Here is a 17,561-nt window from a genome sequence, read left to right as displayed (position 1 = left end):
GGAATAATAACTTATATAAAAATATCCTTAACTACTATAGTTAATTATTGTATAATAAACCTTAGGATTTCAAATGGGAGAGATGAAAATGAATAAAATAGAATTATTAGCTCCAGCAGGAGACATGGATAGTTTAGTAGCTGCAGTACAGGCGGGGGCTGATGCTATATATCTAGGAGGAAGTAAGTTTTCAGCTAGAGCTTATGCCTCAAATTTTGATGAAGAAAATATGAAGAAGGTAGTAAAGTACTGCCACTTATATGGAGTTAGAGTATTTGTTACAGTAAACACTTTGCTTAAGGAAGATGAGGTTTTAGAAGCACTTGAATATGTAAAGTTTTTATATAATATTGGGGTAGATGCGCTTATAATTCAAGATTTAGGTCTTATAAGCTTAATAAATAAATATGTCCCTGAAATGGAACTGCATGCATCCACTCAAATGACAGTACATAATTTAGAGGGAGCAGAATTTCTTAAAAAACATAATTTTAAGAGGATAGTGCTTTCCAGGGAGCTTTCTTTAAAAGAAATAACACATATTTCAAATGAATTAGGTGCTGATATTGAAATATTTGTTCATGGAGCATTGTGCATATGTTATTCTGGCCAATGTCTTATGAGTAGCCTTATAGGAGGCAGGAGCGGAAATAGAGGAAGGTGTGCCCAACCTTGCAGGCTTCCATATAAGTTAGAAGAAGAAGGAAATGAAAAAACCAAGCAAGGATATTTATTAAGTCCTAAGGATATATGTACTTTAAAGGATATAAAAGATATAGTAAATAGTGGTGTAACCTCACTTAAAATAGAAGGAAGAATGAAAAGGCCGGAATATGTAGCAGGGGTAGTAAGCATTTATAGAAGAGCAATAGATAGTATATATAATAATGAAGAATTTAAATTTGAAGAAGAATATAATAAACTTCTTCAGTTATTTAATAGAGAAGGATTTTCAAAGGCCTATCTTTATGGGAATGTAGGAAAGGATATGATGTCTTATTCCTTCCCTAAAAACACTGGAGTTTTTTTAGGAAAGGCAAGCAGTAATAAATCCATAAAACTTGAACAAAATATAGCCATAAAAGATGGTGTAAGGATAGGAGATAAAGGATTTATTATAAATAAGATTATAGTAAAGGGTAAAGAAGTAGAAAAGGCCTATAAAGGAGATATAGTAACGCTTTTACCTCAAAACTATAATTCAGGAGATGAAATATATAAAACCTTAGATAACGAGCTCATGGCAAGTTATGAAGAATATTATAAAAATCATTACAGAAGAAAAATATCTGTAGATATTAGTATAGATTTCAAGGTTGGCAATCCAATAACACTATATGCTAATATAAATAATAAGGAAGTTATAATAAAGGGTGAAGAGGTTCAACACGCGATAAAAAGACCGTTAGCTGATGAGAAAATTATAGAAAATTTAAGTAAAACAGGAGATACCCCTTTTGAATTTAATAATGTAAAATTTAATATGTTTGAAGAGGGATTTTTACCTGTATCCTCTATTAATGAGGTGAGAAGAAAACTTACAGAAGCAATAAATAATGAAATCATAAATTTCTATAATGAAAGTAAAAAACTTAATGAAAGAAGTTTTAAAGAGCCAAGTTATGAGTGTGTAAAAGCTGAAGTACCAGAGAAAATGTTTTATGTAACAACTGTAGAGCAGTTAAAGGCTTTAAAAGAACTTGGGGAAAGGGACATAATATTTAATCCTTTCATAAGAAACAGCAAACTTAATATTGAGAGGCTTTTAAAAGAAGAGGTAAATATTTATTTAAAGGCTCCAAACATAATTAAAGAAGAATTTAATTATGTAGAAAAATATATTAATGATAACCTGAAAAATATAAAGGGAATTGTAACTGCTAACCTTGGAATAATAAATAAATTTAATAGTATTGTTCCTATAATTGGAGATTATAAATTAAATATATTTAATAGTTACTCGCTAGAGTTCTTTAATAAGATTATAAATGGAAGTTTGATTAGTGTAGAACTAAATAAAAAGGAAATAGCTTCTTTAAGTAAAAGGATAAGCTCAGGGCTTCAAATGCTTGTATATGGAACAATAGAAGTTATGGTAAGTGAATATTGTCCTATAGGAAGTACTTATGGTGGAAAGTGTGATTCTAAGCAGTGCAACAATTACTGTGAAAGAGGCAATTTTAAATTAATAGATAGACTGGAAAATAAATTTCCAGTTTATACGGATAAATTTTGCAGAAGCTATATATTAAATTCTGTTCCATTAAATTTAATATCTAATATTAAAGAATTAGAGAAGTTAAATATAAATAGTATGAGAATAGATTTTACAGATGAAAGTTACGATGAAACTCTAAAAATAGTTAAGGCGCTTCAAGATAGGCAGTGGAATGAAGAATTTGAAAATTACACAAGAGGACACTTTAGAAGAGGCGTAGAGTAAATAATAAGGTGGTTTTAAGAAATGAACGAAAGAGCACTTAGAGTATTAGAATTTAATAAAATAAGAGAAATGATTAAGAATTATGCAGTAACTGGAGCAGGTAAAGATTTAATCGAAAAATTAGAGCCTTATAAAAGTTTATATGAAGTTCAAGAGCATCTTGAGGAAACTCATGAAGCATTGATGCTTTTAACGAAAAAGGGCACTCCTCCCTTTGAAGGAGTACATGATGTACGAGAAGGTATAAATAGGGCTGAAAAGGGTTCTGTACTTTTACCAGGACAGCTTTTAAGAATTGCAGCACTTCTTAGAAGTGCAAGAAGATTTAAAGATTATGTATCTCACAAGGAAGAAGAAGAAAGCTACAGAGTTATTGAAAGCATCTGCGAAGGAATTGTACCTCTTAAGAGTCTCGAGGATGAAATATTTAATGCGATCATAGGGGAAGAAGAGATATCAGATAAGGCAAGTTCAACTCTTTATAATATAAGAAGAACTTTAAAAGATAAAAATGCTTCTATAAGAGATAAAGTAAATTCACTTATGAGAGCACATTCAGACCATCTTCAAGAGAGCATATATACCATTAGAGGAGATAGATATGTGCTTCCTGTAAAAGCAGAGCACAAGGGAGCGGTACCAGGTCTTGTTCATGATCAAAGCTCATCTGGAGCAACGCTCTTTATAGAACCTATGAGCTTAGTTAACTTAAATAATGAAATAAAAGAACTGATGCTAAAGGAAAAGGCTGAAATAGAAAGAATACTTCAAGAGCTTTCAGGAAAAGTATATGATAATATTTTTGCTGTTAAAAATAATGCAGAGATAGTTTGGGAACTGGATTTTATATTTGCAAAAGCTAAGTTTGGAAGTAACATGAATGCAACTCGTCCTCATGTAAATGATGATGGAGTAATAGATATAATAGAATCAAGACATCCTTTAATAGATCCTAAAGTAGTGGTATATAATGATATATATTTAGGAAAAGATTTCACATCACTTATAGTTACAGGACCTAACACAGGAGGGAAAACTGTTACTTTAAAAACTGTAGGACTTCTTCATATAATGGCATTAAGCGGTCTTATGATACCTGCAAAGGAAAATTCTACAGTAAGCTTCTTTAAGGAAATATTTGCAGATATAGGTGATGAGCAGAGTATTGAACAAAGCTTATCTACGTTTTCATCTCATATGACAAATATAGTAAAGATTATGGATGAGGCAGATAAAAACTCCTTAGCATTATTTGATGAATTGGGGGCTGGTACAGACCCTACAGAGGGAGCAGCTCTTGCTGTAGCTATACTTGAAAATTTAAGAAAGAGAAAAACCAAAGTAGTAGCAACTACTCATTATAGCGAGATTAAGGGATATGCGCTTAAAACTTCAGGAGTAGAGAATGCTTCTGTGGAGTTTAATGTGGAAACTTTAAGACCAACCTATAGACTTTTAATAGGTGTTCCAGGAAAATCAAATGCATTCGAAATATCTAAAAGACTGGGACTTCCTAATTATATAATAGATGATGCTAAAGAAAGCATTTCTAGCGATAGTTTAAGATTTGAAGATTTGATTCAAAGTCTCCAAGAAAAAAGTATAAAAGCTGCGGAAGATGCGCGTAAGGCTGAAATATTAAAGATTCAAGCTGAAAATTTAAAAGAAAAGTACGAAGAAAAATTAAATACTGTAGATAGAACTAGAGAAAAGGCCTTAAGAGAAGCTCAAAGAGAAGGGAAAAATATATTAAGAGAAGCTAAAGAAGAAGCAGATACTATACTTAAAAATATAAGAGAATTAGAGAGAATGGGTTACTCTTCTGATGCAAGACAAAAGCTTGAAAGTGAAAGAGCAAAGCTTAAAAATAAAATGGACCAGTTAGATAGCATGGAAGAAGCTACTAAAAAGGATGAAGGGCAAGAATTAAAAACCGTAAATGTTGGAGAAGAAGTTTTCCTACCTTCATTAAATCAAAAAGTTATTATACTTACAAAGCCTGATAATAGGGGAGAAGTTCAAGTTCAAGCTGGTATAATGAAAATAAGCGTAAAGGTAAAGGACTTAAGGGCAGCTAATGGAGTAAGTAGAGAAGAAAAGAAAATTAAAAAGAGAGAAGCTAAATTGAACTTAAGAAGTGTAGAATCATCCATAGATTTGAGAGGATTAGATGCAGAAGAAGCGGTTTATAATACTGATAAATATTTGGATGAAGCATATATGGCAGGTCTTGGATCAGTAACAATTATACATGGAAAAGGTACTGGAATTCTCAGAAAAGCTATACATGATATGTTAAAGCGCCATCCTCATGTAAAAACTTATAGAATAGGAGCATATGGAGAAGGCGGAGAAGGAGCAACAATTGCAGAACTAAAATAGTGCCACCCACATGGCAAGTGGCAAGTTAAGAGGTAAGCATATCTGATATGCTTACCTTAATTTTATCTTCTTCAATTCCCTCTAAATGTAATACATTAAACACTTCTATAACCATACAATTACTGGCATCATCTATTAACATAAGAAATAATCTTTAGATTTAGGTTTTATTATACAGCTGAAGTGGGAAAGATATAAGCAATTAAAAAATCATTTATAAAGCAGAGGGGATAGAAATTAAAAAGATTAAATTAATAATTATTACATTTACAGTAATTTTTTTAATTACAATATTATCCATATACATATATAAATCTAAAAATATCGTTGAATCGGCAGCAAAAGGGTCCTCAGATGTAGACCTTGCTTTTGCTGTGTTAGGAGATATCCATGAAAACACTGGTAGTCTTAAAAAGGCTATCAAGGACTTATATAAGATAAACTCTAATATGGATGTATTAATATTAAATGGTGATATTGTAGATCAAGGTTCAGATAGGCAGTATAAATCAATAAAAAATGTATTAAATAAAAATAAGAAATTACTGCCTAAAGTAATTATCAAAAATATTGGTAATCATGAGTTTTTTGAGTATGATATTAGCATTAATTCACCAGAGCAAGTTCAAGGCTTTATAAATAGGTATCTTGAATTTGCTGGGGAGAGTAATGTATATCATGATACATGGGTAAGAGGTTATCATTTTATATCATTAGGTTCTGAGGATGGCAACTCTGAAACATTAAATTCTATGACAGCATTTATATCAGATAAACAGTTAAAATGGTTTGAGGAAAAGCTTGGTGCAAATTATCAAAAAGGAAGGCCAATATTTGTATTTCTTCACCAGCCATTAGATTATGGTAATGTAGGATGGATTGGTGTTAAGCAAAGTGAACAAATTAAAGAAATATTATCACAATATCCAGAAGTAATATTATTTTCATCTCATAGTCATAGTGATTTAAATGAAAACAGTGTAATTTTAAATATGCCATTTACAATAGTTAATACGGGGGCAGTTCATTATACTATTATTAATGATGCAAACAGTAAAAATGGCAGGAGAAGTGAACGCTATATTAAAGGTGTGTATGTTGAAGTGAAGGGTAATAATGTTACTATTAAGGGGAGAGACATTAAAGAGAAGAAGTGGATATTTACTAAGGTGCTGTCCTAAATGATTTAGAAAATCATTGTAGGACAGCACCTCTATTATTTACAGATTTACAACTTTTATATAATTAACTTCAGGATCTTCAGTACCCTGAACGTATAATCCGGTATCTTTAAGCCTTTGAACATATTCTATTATTTCTTTAGTTATAACTTCTCCAGGGCATAATATAGGAATTCCTGGTGGATAAGCCATTAGAAATTCTCCGCTAACTTCTCCTATACTTTGCTTTAATGGAAGAGAAACTTTGTCACTATTAAATGCTTCTCTTGGATTTAACTCCTGTCTTGGAATAGATGGAATATCTATGAAGTCAGATTTTACTTCTCCTTTTCCATAGTAGTCTTCACTTATTTCTTTTAAAGCATTTAAAAGTGCATTTATACTTTCTTTAGTATCTCCAAAGGAACCTACAGCAAGTACATTATATAAATCTGATAGTTCTACTTGAATGTGGTACTTATTTGAAAGTATCATATCTAAATCATATCCTGTTATGCCTAAATCTCTACAAGTAATAGTTATTTTTGTAGGATCTAATGCAAATGCACCAGGCTTATTTAAAATTTCACATCCGAAGCAGTAGAATCCTGGAATTTTATTTATTTCTTCACGGGCATAATTTGCAAGTTCAATGGTATTATCTAATAGCTCACGTCCATGTAGAGCAATTTGTCGTCTAGCACAATCAAGTGAAGCCATTAATATATAAGAAGGCGATGTAGTTTGAAGTAAGTTTAATTGTTGTTTAACTCTGTGAGTGTCTACTCTTTTGGAACGTACTTGTAGTAGTGAACATTGAGTTAATGCACCAATTATTTTATGTGTACTTTGAGCACATATATCGGCTCCAGCTTCAATTGCAGACATAGGTAACTTTTCATTAAATCCTAAGTGAGGTCCATGAGCTTCATCTACTATTAATGGAATGTCATAGCTATGAACTATATCAGCTATTTTTTTAATATCTGTAGCCACTCCATAATAAGTTGGATTTATAATAAGTACTGCTTTGGCATCTGGATGCGCTTTAAGGGTTTTTTCTACTGTTTCAGGAGTAACACCATGTGCTATTCCGACAGTTTTATCTAGTTCTGGTTGCATATAAACTGGAGTTGCTCCACTTAAAATTATACCTGCAGTTACAGATTTATGAACATTTCTAGGAATTAATATTTTGTCCCCAGATTTTACTACAGACATAATCATGGCTTGGATAGCACCAGAAGTTCCATGGATAGAAAAAAACGTTGCATCAGCGCCATAGGCATCTGCAGCTAATTCCTGTGCCTTTTTTATAGGGCCTGTGGAATGATGCAGGCTATCCACTAATTTAAAAACAGTTACATCTATTTTAAATGGATTTATCCCTATAAAATTTTTAAATTCCTCATCCATACCTATGCCCTTTTTGTGACCAGGAACGTGAAAAGGAATTGTCTCTCTATTAACATACTCCATTAATGCGTCGAATAAAGGAGTTTCATTTTGATCTAATTTATACACCTTGATAAGCACCTTCTTTCACAAAATTACACCCGTGAAACTATGTCAATTCAATGGTTTCCGTGGATTTTTTATAAAACAATATCATTATAAGGTAAATGATAGGTAAATGCAATATAAATTGAAAAATATTTTACTGTGTCAATTTGGAATTTATATGGTAAAATATATATACAATTACTTCAGGTATAAAGTAGATTTTTAAAATAAGAGAGTAGTATAATTATTTTTATAAATACTTTAAATTTACATAAGGAGAGGGTAATTATGGCATATGTAGACAAGTATAATCTATGGATTGATTCTGATTACATAGATGAAATCACAAAGAAAGAATTAAGAGATATTAGAGATGAAAAGGATTTAGAGGATAGATTTTATAGAGAATTAGAGTTTGGTACTGGTGGACTTAGGGGTATAATAGGCGCGGGGACAAATAGAATGAATATATATACTGTAGGTAAAGCTACACAAGGTCTTGCTAATTACTTGAATTCAAATTATACAGAAGATAAGTCTGTAGCAATTGCACACGATTCAAGAATAATGTCTAGAGAATTTGCGGAAACAGCAGCAGGAGTTTTAGCGGCTAATAGGATAAAGGTATATATATTTGATTCTTTAAGACCAACTCCAATGCTTTCCTATACTACAAGACATTTAAATTGTAGTGCTGGTATATGTGTAACAGCTTCTCATAATCCTAAAGCATATAACGGATATAAGGTATATGGGGAAGATGGAGGACAGATAACTGATGAAAAGGCAAAGTATATACTTAACTCTATAGAAAATGTAGATGATTTTTCACTAATAAAAAAGATGGATTTTAACGAAGGAGTTAAAAATCACATTATAAACATAATAGGAGAAGAAGTAGATAGAACCTATTATGAAAAGGTAAAGGCGTTAACTATAAGAAAAAATTTAGTTAAGGAAAAGGCTAAAGATTTAAAAATTATATATACGCCTCTTCATGGTTCTGGAAATATTCCAGTTAGAAGGGTATTAAGTGAATTAGGATATACCAATGTACATGTGGTAAAAGAGCAGGAAGCTCCAGATGGAACTTTCCCAACTGCACCTTATCCAAATCCGGAAAAAAAGGAAGTATTTGATATTGCATTAACTATGGCAGAAGAAATAAATGCAGATATTATTTTTGGAACTGACCCGGATTGTGATAGAATAGGAGCTGTAGTAAAAGATAATAAGGGAGAGTATAAAGTTCTTACTGGGAATCAAGTAGGACTACTTTTATCTCATTACATGCTTTCATCATTAAAGGAACTTAATGAATTGCCTTCAAATGGAACTGTAATAAAGACCATTGTCACAACAGATATGATTGAGGAAATTGCAAAGGATTTTGATATCACTGTAATGAATGTGCTAACCGGATTTAAGTATATAGGGGAAAAGATAAAGGAATTTGAAGAAAGCAAAAAGTTTAGCTATATATTTGGATTTGAAGAAAGTTACGGTTATCTTGCAGGAGATTTTGTAAGGGATAAAGATGCAGTAATCGCAGCAGCACTTATATGTGAGATGACTTTATATTACAAAGAGCAAGGTTTAAGCTTATATGAAGGATTAATTAAACTTTATGATAAATACGGATATTTCAAAGAGAGCTTAATATCTATGGATTTTGTTGGAAAAGAAGGCCAGGAAAACATAGAAAAAATACTTCAATATTTAAGACATTCAATGAATCCAGCTATAGCAGGAGTAAAAATAGTTAAAAAGGCCGATTATAAGCTTGGAATAGAAAAGGATATTGTGAATATTCAAGAAACTACCATTGACCTGCCTAAATCGAATGTTTTAAAATTTATATTAGAGGATGGCTCTTGGTTTGTGGTAAGACCTTCTGGAACTGAACCAAAGATGAAAGTGTATTTATCAATTAAAGAAAAAAGCATGGAAAAAGCTGAAACAAAAATAAAAGATTTTGAAAAGAATGTAATGGATATAGTAAATAGTGCTCAAACCTTATAACATATTAGGAGGTAACGCTTATGGGTATACAATCTCGTTTTTCCGACAAGCTAACAAATATACTGTTTTTAGAAGTAAACAATGAAAGATTAAGCAATATATTTAATATGAATATAGAAGACAATGTCTATATGCCTATAAAAGCTCAAGATATTATAGATAAGGTTAAGTCAGGCCAGAATGTAGATTCAATTCCTGTTATATATTTCTTAGAAGCTATGTGTTTTGTAATGGGGGCAGATAATAATTTCAAGTTTAATAATATATATAAAACCATATTATTAAATTTTGATGAGGGCATAAATTTTGTTAAGGGCAAGATATACAAGGCTGTAGAAAATAATAATTTTGAAGATGCATATATATTATTAAAAGGCTTAGTTCAAGTTGAAGAAAATGAGGAAAATTACAGTAAATTAATAATTCTAGCAGATAAATTAAGAAACTTAGATAAGGAATATATAGAAGAGGAAAAAGAAGTACTCGATAAAACTAAGGAGATCTTAGAAGAACTTTCAATTACTTATTTATATGAAGCACTTTTAAAAAGAGATGAAAAGGACTACGAAGGTGCATTATTTGCATTAAATAACTATATTTCTAGAGGCGGAGAAGAAAATGCTGATATTATAGACTTAAAGCTTTCACTTAAGAATATAGTTGAGTATGAGAATGGGAAAAAGCTTTCTTATGAAGATCCAGCTCAAGCATTAAAGCTATTAGTGCCTCTTATTTCGGAATTTAATGATGATGCTGTTTTATACTATCATATAGCTGTATGTTATAGAAATTTATCAATTCATGAAAAAGCAATTTATTATTTAAATGAAGCTTTGAGCATAGATAGTGCTATGCCTGAAGTGGTAAATGAGCTTGGAATAAATTACGCATCCATGGGAGATTTTGATAAAGCTATAATTTATTTAAGAAGAGCTTTTGAAGCTACTAAGTCTGTAGAAATTTGCACGAATCTTATAATGTGTTACTTAGATGCTGGTAAAATAGAAGATGCAAAGCTTCACTTGAATATAGCTAAAAAGTTAAATCCTAACGATGAAATTGTAATAGAAATAGATAATTTATTTAAGGATATGTAATTAAATTATCCTTCACAAGAGGGAAAGGAAGTACATGGAGTAATGAAAGTAAAAAAAGCTATTATACCTGCAGCAGGTCTTGGAACAAGATTTCTTCCTGCTACAAAAGCTCAACCTAAGGAGATGCTTCCTATAGTAGATAAACCTACTATACAATATATAATTGAGGAAGCTGTTGCATCAGGTATAGAAGAGATACTTATAATTACAGGCAGAAATAAAAGGGCCATAGAAGACCATTTCGACAAGTCTATAGAATTAGAAAACCAATTACAAAGTACAGGAAAAGAAGAATTACTTTGCATGGTAAATGACATATCAAATATGGCAGATATATATTATATAAGACAAAAGGAGCCAAAAGGACTTGGACATGCTATAGGATGCGCTAAAACCTTTGTCGGCAATGAACCTTTTGCAGTTATGCTTGGTGATGATGTGGTAGATAGCAGCGTTCCATGCTTAAAACAACTTATTGATTGTTATAATGAATATAAAACTACAATACTTGGTGTACAAGAAGTTCCAGAAAATGATGTTTATAAGTATGGTATCATAAAGGGAAATTATATAGAAGACAGAGTTTATAAGGTTAAGGATTTAGTAGAAAAACCTAAAGTAGAACATGCTCCTTCAAACATCGCAATACTAGGAAGATATATAATAACTCCTCAAATATTTGAAATACTTGAAAATACAAAGCCAGGCAAAGGGGGAGAAATCCAGCTTACGGATGCTTTAAGAACATTATCTTCTCAGGAAGCTATGTATGCATATTGCTTTAATGGAAAAAGATATGATGTTGGAGACAAATTAGGATTTTTACAGGCCACAGTTGAATATGCACTTAAAAGGGATGACTTAAAAGAAGAATTTATGAATTATTTATTGAACTTGAAAGACAGTGAAAAGTTTAAGGAATTATATGAAAAGTGTTAATCTAATATAAACTAATGGTAAAAAAATTACTTTGTTATATTTGATAATTACTAAAAATCAATATGGATACAAGCTATGTAAAACCCCTTAATATGCTTATTTGCATATTAAGGGGTTTTGTATCATATTATGCAAAAATTTATATATATTTCTTTATTTATATGGTAAACTCTTAATATATGGGCATATTAAGAGTTGAATAATTTTTTGAATGATGTAAAATAATTAAGGAAACATCTCATAGGATGAGATGTGCTAACTTACATGAGACATCTCAATAATTTTGACATAGGATGTGATTAAAGTGCAAAAGGACAAAAAATTAATTTTTTATGATATTGCGTTGCTTATTTTATCGTTATATATAGCTCTTCTCCTAAGGTTGGATTTTAAAATTCCTAGTGAATATGTGGAGTTTTTTTACTTATCATTTCTGCCTGTAATAATTATTACATTGTTCTTTAATAAGATTTTTCATTTGTATGATAGTATATGGAAGTATGCTTCTATAGAAGAACTTATTTCTATAATATACTCAGTTTCATTATCAAATGTAATATTTATTTTATATAGTTATTTCATAAATTATAAAATACTAGAGACCAGATATTTTAGATTTCCATTTACAGTTCATATAATATTTTGGCTTTTATCAGTAGTTTCATTGGGCGGAACCAGATTTATATTTAGATTAGTAGATGAAATGAATACTAATAAGAACTGTGAGGAAAAGAAAAAGAGGCTTCTTATTATAGGAGCTGGGGATGCGTCAGCACTCCTTATAAAAGAAATAAAGAAGAGTGACTATCTAAATTATGACATAGTAGGACTTATTGATGATGATTCATCTAAACAAGGAAAGCACATAAGTGGAGTTAAAGTAATTGGTGAGAGAAATGATATAGTTAGGATATGCGCTGAAAATAAGGTGGAAGAGATTATTTTTGCCATGCCTTCAACGGAAATAGAAACAAAGAGAAAAATAATAAATATATGCAAAAATACTTCAGCTAAATTAAAAACCTTACCAGGTATTTATGAAATAATAGACGGAAAAGTAAATGTAAATAAGATAAGAGATGTAAATATCGAAGATTTACTTGGAAGAGAAGAAGTAAGATTAAATAATAAGGATATAGATAAATATATAAAAGACAAGGTTATATTGGTAACAGGTGGAGGGGGCTCCATTGGTTCAGAATTATGCAGACAAATAGCTAAATTTAATCCAAATAAACTTCTTATAATGGACATATATGAAAATAATGCATATGATTTACAAATGGAGTTAAATTATAATTATCCTGGTTTGGATAAGGAAGTTCTAATAGCTTCTATAAGAGATGAGAATAAGATTAAAAGTATATTTGAGGAATATAAACCAGATGTTGTTTTTCACGCGGCGGCTCATAAGCATGTTCCTCTAATGGAGAGCAATCCTGGTGAAGCAATAAAAAATAACGTTATAGGAACTTATAATATTGCAAAATTTAGCCATATTTATGGAGTTAAAAAATTTGTACAAATAAGTACAGATAAAGCAGTGAATCCTACAAATATAATGGGAGCAACTAAAAGATTTTGTGAGATAATAATTCAGGCTTTTGATACTGTAAGTAATACAGAATATGTAGCTGTAAGATTTGGGAATGTACTTGGTAGCAATGGATCGGTTATTCCGCTGTTTAAAAAACAAATAGCACATGGAGGGCCTGTTACGGTAACACACCCAGAGATAAATAGATACTTTATGACTATACCTGAAGCTGCCCAATTAGTTATACAAGCAGGAAGTATGGCTAAGGGTGGAGAAATATTTGTACTAGACATGGGGGAACCTGTTAAAATAGTAGATTTAGCTAAGGATTTAATAAAACTTTCCGGATATCAACCAGGACTCGATATAAAAATAGAGTATACTGGATTAAGACCAGGAGAAAAGCTGTATGAAGAACTACTTATAGATGAAGTAGCTTTAACATCTACTGAACATGATAAAATATTTGTAGAAAAACCTACAGGTAATAGTATCGAGTTCATAGAAAAATCAATTGAAGAATTTAAACAAGTAATTCATAAGAGCAAGGAAGAAATATTTAAGCTTATGGAAGAAAAGGTTCCTACTTATAAAAGAAAGAAAAATAACTAAAAATAGTGCAAAAGGGGAGAACAATATGAAGGTTGATCTATTGGATCTAAAGGTTCAGTATAATAATATTCAAGATCAAATTGATAAAGCCATAAAAGAGGTGCTAGAAAGCACTCACTTTATCATGGGGCCTAATGTAAAGGGATTTGAAAAAGAAGCAGCAGAATTTACAGGTGTAAAACATGCATTAGGAGTTGCTAATGGAACAGATGCTATAATGCTCATACTAAAGGCATTAGGAGTGGGACCTGGAGATGAAGTTATAACAACTCCATATACTTTCTTTGCATCAGCAGAAACCACATCAGTTTTAGGAGCTACACCTGTTTTTGCGGATATAGATAAAAATACTTTATGCATAGACCCTGAAAGTATAGAAAAGAAAATAACTGATAAGACAAAAGCAATTATACCAGTTCACATATTTGGACAGATGTGTGATATGGATAAAATAATGGAAATAAGCAAAAAGTATGATATACCTGTAATAGAAGATGCTTGCCAGGCAATTGGAGCAGAATATAAAGGTAAAAAGGCAGGTTCTATTGGTATAGCAGGAACATATTCATTCTTTCCTACAAAAAATTTAGGATGTTACGGTGATGGAGGAATGGTTGTAACTAATAGTGATGAATTAGCAGAAAAGGTAAGAATGCTAAGAGTTCATGGTGCTAAAGAAAAATATCGTCATGAAGCTATAGGATACAACAGTAGATTAGATGAAATACAAGCAGCGGTTTTAAGAATCAAATTAAATTATTTAAACGAATGGAGCTCAAATAGATATGAAAGAGCACAAGTGTATCATGAATTATTAAAGGATACTGATATAGTAGTTCCATTTGAAGATAAAAATTGTAAACATGTATATCATCAATATGTAATAAGATGTGAAAGAAGAGATGAACTTGCAAAATATTTAAATGAAAAGGGTATAGGAACAGCAATATATTATCCAATACCAGTCCATCTTTTAGAAGTTTATAAAAGCTTAGGATATAAGGAAGGAGATTTACCTATATCTGATAAAGCTTGTGAAAAAGCATTAGCATTACCTATGTTCCCCGAACTTACAACAGAGCAGCAAGAATATGTAGTTCAGTGTATAAAGGATTTTTATAATAACAATTAATGTGTAAGGATGAATTAATAATGAAGGTTTTAGTTATTTCTCATATGTATCCTTCAACTTTTAATCCCATGGCAGGGATCTTTGTTCATGAACAAGTCAAAGCTTTAATAAATAATGGCTGTGAAGTAAAAGTGGTAAGCCCAGTACCTTGGGCACCTTTTCCTTTACAACATTTAAATAAAAAGTGGAAACTATATTCCGAAATTCCTAATAAAACTGATTTAGAAGGGGTAGAGGTATATTATCCAAGATATATAGAGTTTCCTAGAGGATTTTTATTTCATAAGTCTGGTAAACTTATGTTTAATGGAATAAAAACTACTATAGCTGATATATATAAAGAGTTTAAATTTGATGTTATTCATAGCCATGTAGCCCTCCCAGATGGGTATTCAGGAATGCTTATAAATAAAGAATATAAAGTTTTGCATGTAGTAACTGTACATGGGCAGGACTTTCAACAAACTTTACATAAGAATGAACAAACTAAAAATGCGCTTTTTAAGGTTTTAAATTCAGTGGATAGTATTGTAGTTGTTAGTAATAAGTTGAAAAATATAGTTAAGGAATTTGAGTTTGCATCTAAACTAACTGTAGTTCATAACGGTATAAGCAAAGAGTACATTGATTATCGTAGCGAAGAAATCATTAATAAGGATTGCTTAGAAATTTTAAGCATTTCTAATCTTATACCTATTAAGGGATTAGAGTTTAATATTAAAGCAGTCAGTGAGCTAGTTAAAAAATATCCTAATTTGATTTATACAATAGTAGGAGACGGCGCGTTAAGAGATGAACTGGAAAATCTAGTTAAGGAATTAAATATAGAAAAACATGTTACATTTATAGGAAGAGTTAAGCATGAAGAAGTGTTTGATTACATAAAGAAATGTGACATATTTTCACTACCAAGTTATAATGAAGGTTTTGGAGTTGCATACATAGAGGCTATGTCTCAAGGTAAACCTATTATAGGAGTTAAAGGTCAGGGAATAGAAGATATTATAGTAAATGGTGAAAATGGATTCTTGGTTAGTCCTAAAAGTCATGAAGAAATTTATAATATACTTGAAACTCTTATAAAAGATAAGGATAAGAGAGAGCAAATTGGGAAAAATGCTAAAAAGTGTGTAGAAGAAAATTTAACTTGGGATATAAATGCAGATAAGATGATAAAAATATATAATAATCATTTAAAAATACCAAAAATATAACACATATGTTATTTAAAATATATATTATAAAAAAATTTGACCATATTAATCACAAAGTGTATAATTTTATGTGGTTATTTAAATTTACAAACCTAGGAGGTTCAAAACATGTCACAATTAAGAGATATGCTTATAGAAAAATTAGAAAATAAAACAGCAAAACTCGGAGTAGTGGGACTCGGATATGTAGGATTACCACTAGCAGTAGAAAAAGCTAAGGCAGGATACGAAGTAATAGGTTTTGATGTTCAAGATAAAAAAGTAGAAATGGTTAATGAAGGACACAACTATATCGGAGATGTTGTGGATGCTGATTTAAAGAAGATAATAGAAGAAGGAAAGCTAAAGGCAACAACTGATTTTAGTTTTGTTTCAGAAGTAGACGCAGTATCCATTGCAGTACCAACTCCACTTGATTTATATAAACAGCCAGATTTATCATATGTGGTAAGCTCTGCTAAAAGTATAGCTAAATACTTACATAAGGGCATGCTTGTAGTACTTGAAAGTACTACATACCCAGGAACAACTGAAGAAGTGCTAAGACCAATACTTGAAGAAACAGGATTAAAATGTGGGGAAGACTTTTTCTTAGCCTTTTCACCAGAAAGAGTAGATCCAGGTAATAAGCAGTTTAAAACTAAAAATACTCCAAAGGTTGTAGGCGGATGCACTCCAGATTGTACAGAAGTGGCTGCTGTATTATACAGAAATGTATTAGAAGGAGAAATACACACAGTATCCTCACCAGCAGTAGCAGAAATGGAAAAAATACTTGAAAATACATTTAGAAATATAAATATAGCGCTTGTAAATGAAATAGCTATGTTATGTAATAAAATGAAGATAGATGTATGGGAAGTAATAGATGCAGCAAAAACAAAGCCATATGGTTTTATGCCATTTTATCCAGGTCCAGGATTAGGCGGACACTGTATACCACTAGATCCATTCTACTTAGAATGGAAAGCTAAGGAATATGACTTCCATACAAGACTTATAGAAACTTCTGGAGATATAAATGACAGAATGCCAGAATTTGTAGTGGATAATGTTATGAAGTTATTAAATAAAGAAAAGAAGTCTATGAATGGAGCAAAGGTACTTTTAATGGGAGTGGCTTATAAAAATGATATAGATGATATGAGAGAATCTCCAGCATTAAAGGTAATAGAACACTTAGAAAAGCATGGAGCAGATGTAATAATTTGCGACCCATATGTTCCAGAATTTGAGCATAAGAACAACCAATACTATTCAGTGGATTGGAAAGAAGTTATAGATGAATCTGATATAGTAGTTATAACTACAAATCACAGCAATATAGATTATGAAACTTTAGTAGAGAAAGCTAAGATTGTATATGATACTAGAAATGCTACTAAAGAAGTTAAAAATAATAGAGAAAAAATTTATAAATTATAGGATAAAACTTAATTTAGATGGAGCAAAAACTCCATCTAAAATTTAGTGGAATAAATTCATAAGAGTAAAGTTAAAGGATAGGCTTAATATAGCTT

General features: G+C 30.9%; 11 protein-coding genes. 10 read left to right on the top strand and 1 reads right to left on the bottom strand.

Translation table 11 applies throughout. From position 1 onward, the window contains the following. The first annotated feature begins 88 nt into the window (after window positions 1-88). From BSD9I1_RS14690 to BSD9I1_RS14680, 3 genes are all read left to right on the top strand, one after another. Window positions 89-2,443 (top strand): DUF3656 domain-containing protein, encoded by a 2,355-nt coding sequence (locus tag BSD9I1_RS14690; protein ID WP_186430963.1) that lies wholly within the window; start codon window positions 89-91, stop codon window positions 2,441-2,443. A gap of 21 nt (window positions 2,444-2,464) precedes the next feature. Continuing rightward, the gene (locus BSD9I1_RS14685; RefSeq protein ID WP_186430962.1) at window positions 2,465-4,825 is read left to right on the top strand and encodes an endonuclease MutS2; all 2,361 of its coding nucleotides are present in this window, start codon (window positions 2,465-2,467) and stop codon (window positions 4,823-4,825) included. Between the two features lie 374 nt (window positions 4,826-5,199). Next, window positions 5,200-6,006, top strand: coding sequence for a metallophosphoesterase (locus BSD9I1_RS14680; protein ID WP_242966504.1), 807 nt, complete (start codon window positions 5,200-5,202; stop codon window positions 6,004-6,006). Window positions 6,007-6,045: 39 nt separating this feature from the next. Here the strand turns inward: BSD9I1_RS14680 and BSD9I1_RS14675 are convergent, their stop codons facing one another. Further along, on the bottom strand, window positions 6,046-7,509 hold the full coding sequence (locus BSD9I1_RS14675; protein WP_035308214.1) for an aminotransferase class I/II-fold pyridoxal phosphate-dependent enzyme: 1,464 nt from the start codon (window positions 7,507-7,509) through the stop codon (window positions 6,046-6,048). 267 nt (window positions 7,510-7,776) lie between these two features. On the opposite strand from BSD9I1_RS14675, the gene BSD9I1_RS14670 reads away from it, so the two are divergent. The 7 genes from BSD9I1_RS14670 to BSD9I1_RS14640 all read left to right on the top strand — a co-directional run bounded on the left by BSD9I1_RS14670 (window position 7,777) and on the right by BSD9I1_RS14640 (window position 17,466). Further along, the gene (locus BSD9I1_RS14670) at window positions 7,777-9,510 is read left to right on the top strand and encodes a phospho-sugar mutase (RefSeq protein WP_186430961.1); all 1,734 of its coding nucleotides are present in this window, start codon (window positions 7,777-7,779) and stop codon (window positions 9,508-9,510) included. A 20-nt stretch (window positions 9,511-9,530) separates the two neighbouring features. After that, complete coding sequence (locus BSD9I1_RS14665) at window positions 9,531-10,607, top strand: capsular biosynthesis protein (RefSeq protein ID WP_186430960.1); 1,077 nt, start codon at window positions 9,531-9,533, stop codon at window positions 10,605-10,607. Between the two features lie 42 nt (window positions 10,608-10,649). Continuing rightward, window positions 10,650-11,546, top strand: a complete 897-nt coding sequence (gene galU / locus BSD9I1_RS14660) for a UTP--glucose-1-phosphate uridylyltransferase GalU (protein WP_186430959.1) — start codon at window positions 10,650-10,652, stop codon at window positions 11,544-11,546. 304 nt (window positions 11,547-11,850) lie between these two features. Further along, complete coding sequence (locus tag BSD9I1_RS14655; protein WP_035308220.1) at window positions 11,851-13,695, top strand: nucleoside-diphosphate sugar epimerase/dehydratase; 1,845 nt, start codon at window positions 11,851-11,853, stop codon at window positions 13,693-13,695. Between the two features lie 25 nt (window positions 13,696-13,720). Then, window positions 13,721-14,827 (top strand): DegT/DnrJ/EryC1/StrS aminotransferase family protein, encoded by a 1,107-nt coding sequence (locus BSD9I1_RS14650; RefSeq protein ID WP_186430958.1) that lies wholly within the window; start codon window positions 13,721-13,723, stop codon window positions 14,825-14,827. A 20-nt stretch (window positions 14,828-14,847) separates the two neighbouring features. Further along, window positions 14,848-16,041, top strand: a complete 1,194-nt coding sequence (locus tag BSD9I1_RS14645; RefSeq protein ID WP_186430957.1) for a glycosyltransferase — start codon at window positions 14,848-14,850, stop codon at window positions 16,039-16,041. 108 nt (window positions 16,042-16,149) lie between these two features. Next, the gene (locus BSD9I1_RS14640; protein ID WP_035308227.1) at window positions 16,150-17,466 is read left to right on the top strand and encodes a nucleotide sugar dehydrogenase; all 1,317 of its coding nucleotides are present in this window, start codon (window positions 16,150-16,152) and stop codon (window positions 17,464-17,466) included. Window positions 17,467-17,561 lie beyond the last annotated feature (95 nt).

The sequence above is a fragment of the Clostridium sp. BSD9I1 genome (genome assembly GCF_900185645.1).
GTDB lineage: Bacteria > Bacillota > Clostridia > Clostridiales > Clostridiaceae > Clostridium_AK.
Note: the sequence above shows the minus strand (reverse complement) of the source record. Positions and strands in the feature narration are given on the sequence as shown.